Here is a 3,361-nt window from a genome sequence, read left to right as displayed (position 1 = left end):
ATCTGACTGAACGTCGACATGATTTATCCTTACTTTTCACGGATAGAATTGTCTTAACATTTCGTGCTTATCAATAACTATTACCTTGGTAGAAAAAGGGGTAGGAATATTAATATAGTGTCGCAGACCCTTTTTATTTCCCCTAAGCGGAGCGCATCAAGGCTAACACAAAATTTCCAAAATTGAGAACGAGACCAATTTTATAATTCTGAATGAAAAGTAAAACGAAAGGCTTTCGGGACATCCAGGGTGAAAAGGCTGCGTACGTAAAAAATGAAATGTTGATCACAAACGCCAGGATGGCAGACAAGTCAAAATATTTTTGTAGAAACAGTTCAGAACAAAACGCCGGCTGAACCAGGAAACTGCCCAGGAACCACAACGGGTGATCGACAAACGAACTCAAAGGAGATTTGTAGTCACCTGCCCTCGTCAAAAAAATGAAAACGAAACTGAGCAGACAGACTGCGATCAAGAATAAAATTTTGGATCTCACCATACTGGTCTTACCTCAGAGCTTTTTTCAGATTCGCGCCTGGTTTCGTTTTGATTGAGTCAAAAAAGAGGTCAGCGACGGTCTTAATCCGTCAGTTCGTGTTTTGCGTGGTAGCAAAAAAACGAATTTCAGCGAACGGGTATGATCCGCAATGGATGGTGCAGGTCATGGATGCGGTTCCGGAAACACTCAGACAATTATATAAACAACGCCAGTCTGTTGCATCTCGTAAATTAATCAATCAGAGGTGCCCCATTGTGGTATAATTCAGAGTAAGGGCTGATTTCAGTCAATTGATGTCTACTGCAATTACGGTAACAGAAAGAGCAATTCCTTGAGCTTCGAGACTCCCACGATTTTGATGTGTCCGCCCGATTTTTACGGGATTGAGTACGAGATCAATCCGTGGATGAGTCGCAGTCAGCAGAGTGACCCGAAATTCGCCCAGGCGCAGTGGGAGGCGTTGAATCAGCTTCTGCAGACATTGAACGCCCGGATTGAATTACTGACACCCGTCAAAGGGCTGCCCGATCTCGTATTTACTGCCAATGCGGGGCTCATCTGGAAAAACCGCGTTTTTCTGTCCCTGTTTCGACACGAAGCCCGGCAGGGGGAAACGCCCGTTGATCGGGACTGGTTTGAAGCAGCCGGCTTTGAAACGATCGAAATGCCCGAGGGTTTGTTTTTCGAAGGGGCCGGCGATGCGCTCTTTTGCGGCGACACGTTATTCGCCGGTTATCTCATTCGCAGCCATGTCCGGGCGCTGCAATGGGTGGCCGAGCAAATGCACTGCCGGGTCATTCCCTTACAGCTGGTCGACGAATTCTACTACCATCTCGATACCTGCTTCTGTCCTTTGAGCGCCACCGAAGCCATCTATTATCCGCCGGCCTTTGATGACTATGCGCAACACGCGTTGAAAGAACATATCCCGCACCTGATTCCGGTTGTTGAGAAGGAAGCGCAGCGGTTTGCCTGCAACGCCGTCGTGATTGGAAAATCAGTTGTGATGAATACGGGGTGCCCGCAGTTGGAAGCCGACCTCAATCAACGGGGATATGCAACCCATAGCACGCCTCTGGATGAATTCATCAAAGCGGGCGGCTCCGCCAAATGCCTGACGTTAAGGCTGGACGGAGAGGGGGCGGCTGTTTGGCCTTGAGGGAGCATTGTTGCCCAGGCGGGACATGCGATAGATGCCCTCGGACGTTATCTCGGACGGTAAAAACCGTGAGCCCGTATTGACCAGCGAAAGATCGCCGGCGACTGAGATCTGTTTCAAAGGGACCGCGGGAGCGGACGCTTGAAACGTTCCCAGACCGGGGGCCGCGAGGGTTACCTGGATTTCCCCCAGAGCGTAAAGGTTCGGATTATGCTCGGGCAGGGGAGCGGGCAATTTCACAATCCAGGTTTGATTATCGGGTTGACCTGCCCCGAATGAGTTTCCCATACGGGGAGTCTGTGCTTCCGGGGTCGCAGAACAATTGCCGGTCCACTGCGCCAGTGAGATGGTTTTGATCGGGATTGTCGCGAACTGCTCATTCCAGACCCGCAGCAATAATTGTCGCTGACCGTACAGAGTGATTCGAACATTTCCCGAAATCCGCGCGGGATTGCCCAGGCGGTCAAAGCCTTGCAACCGAATCGCCAGCGCGTTCCAGTCTGCTTTTCCCTGTGTATTCAAAGGAGTCGCCTGCACGACAATGTTTGCCAGTTTGCCTGAAACCGGCGCCTGTTCCGGCGGAGCAGGGAAGGCAGCGGGTGCAGGCGGGACGCCGAAGGCCTGTTGTGCGGCTAAGCTTCGCATCATTGCCAGTACATACCCGCGTTCCAGTGTGGGGACTCCCCCAGGAAAATACTGGTTTACCAGAGGTTCGTAGGCTGAAAGAGGGTCATCATGCACGCCCAGTACAACGCCACGACTGCAGCCGGAATGACATTCAACTTCGGCCTGGAGTCCGAAAGGGGGGAGAGACGCTGTATTTGTCTGGTATGCGAGCGGGGTCACGACAGCCGGTCTCTCAGATTGAGTTGAGATATAGTGTGCGTGCTCAACACGGTCGCGGTTCGCTGCCGCCAGTTGAATGGTTTCCTGATCGTAATGACTGTCGCCAATCGTGAGGCGTTTGATCTCGGCCAGCGGGAAACTCTGTTGCGCCGGATCGCCCTGATTCGTTGTTTCCAGGACGAGTGTGCCCGACGGGCCCCATTGGATGCGGTCCGCGCTGACAACATCACCGTTTGTCAGTTCGATTTTGACGTCGGCGTGCAAGACGTCGGTACAAAACAGACTGACGAAGATTGCGATGAATAAATGGCTGGATCGACGCAGCATGGTTTTCCCCGGTTGAGTTTTCTGGCCATTCAGCCGACGGGCGGCGAAAGACGTTTGTCAAACAGGTACTCAGGGGCAAAACGTGCGCCCGGGGGGGCGATCTGTACCTCAGGGATGTCGCCGGGGTGGGAATTCTTAATTTCCCAGACAATTTAGCAGGGTTATGGCAGTTGAATTTGCCAGGTGACGAGTCTGGAGTCCGATCAGAATCCGGATCTGCGGAGAGGGGGCAGATTCGCCACAGGAAACAGAAACCACCAATGCCACCGCTGATTCATTTGTTTGACAGTATTATCAGAGTGACGTATCAAAAGCTTTACAAAAGTAGCTGGAGAGATCCGTGTTTTGAAGCAGGTAGCGGATTCGGTTTTGCCGTGATTTTTCAGCCGGGAAACGGGTAATTCGACCGTCAGAGTGAGCGAAATTACACAAAGTGTGATGAATATGGCACTTAGACCCCGATAATCCCGGAAACAATCTTACGAATATGCTTGACAGCAAGCAAAGAAAGCGTGATGATCATGACTTTC

2 protein-coding genes are annotated in these 3,361 nt (G+C 51.4%); one reads left to right on the top strand and one right to left on the bottom strand.

Features of this window, described 5'->3' with window-relative positions:
- The first annotated feature begins 830 nt into the window (after positions 1 to 830).
- A complete protein-coding gene (locus Q0294_RS03445) occupies positions 831 to 1,658 on the top strand; it encodes a dimethylarginine dimethylaminohydrolase family protein (RefSeq protein WP_299460951.1) in 828 nt (275 codons plus the stop codon).
- Here the strand turns inward: Q0294_RS03445 and Q0294_RS03440 are convergent.
- The gene (locus Q0294_RS03440) at positions 1,620 to 2,831 is read right to left on the bottom strand and encodes a hypothetical protein (RefSeq protein ID WP_299460949.1); all 1,212 of its coding nucleotides are present in this window, start codon (positions 2,829 to 2,831) and stop codon (positions 1,620 to 1,622) included. The genes Q0294_RS03445 and Q0294_RS03440 overlap by 39 nt on opposite strands.
- Positions 2,832 to 3,361 lie beyond the last annotated feature (530 nt).

Source organism: uncultured Gimesia sp. (assembly GCF_937919775.1).
In the GTDB taxonomy this organism is placed as follows: domain Bacteria; phylum Planctomycetota; class Planctomycetia; order Planctomycetales; family Planctomycetaceae; genus Gimesia.
Note: the sequence above shows the minus strand (reverse complement) of the source record. Positions and strands in the feature narration are given on the sequence as shown.

Bases quoted from the DNA above. Each gene is read 5' to 3' on its own strand.
- Q0294_RS03440 (WP_299460949.1), bottom strand. From the start codon at position 2,831: ATGCTGCGTCGATCCAGCCATTTATTCATCGCAATCTTCGTCAGTCTG.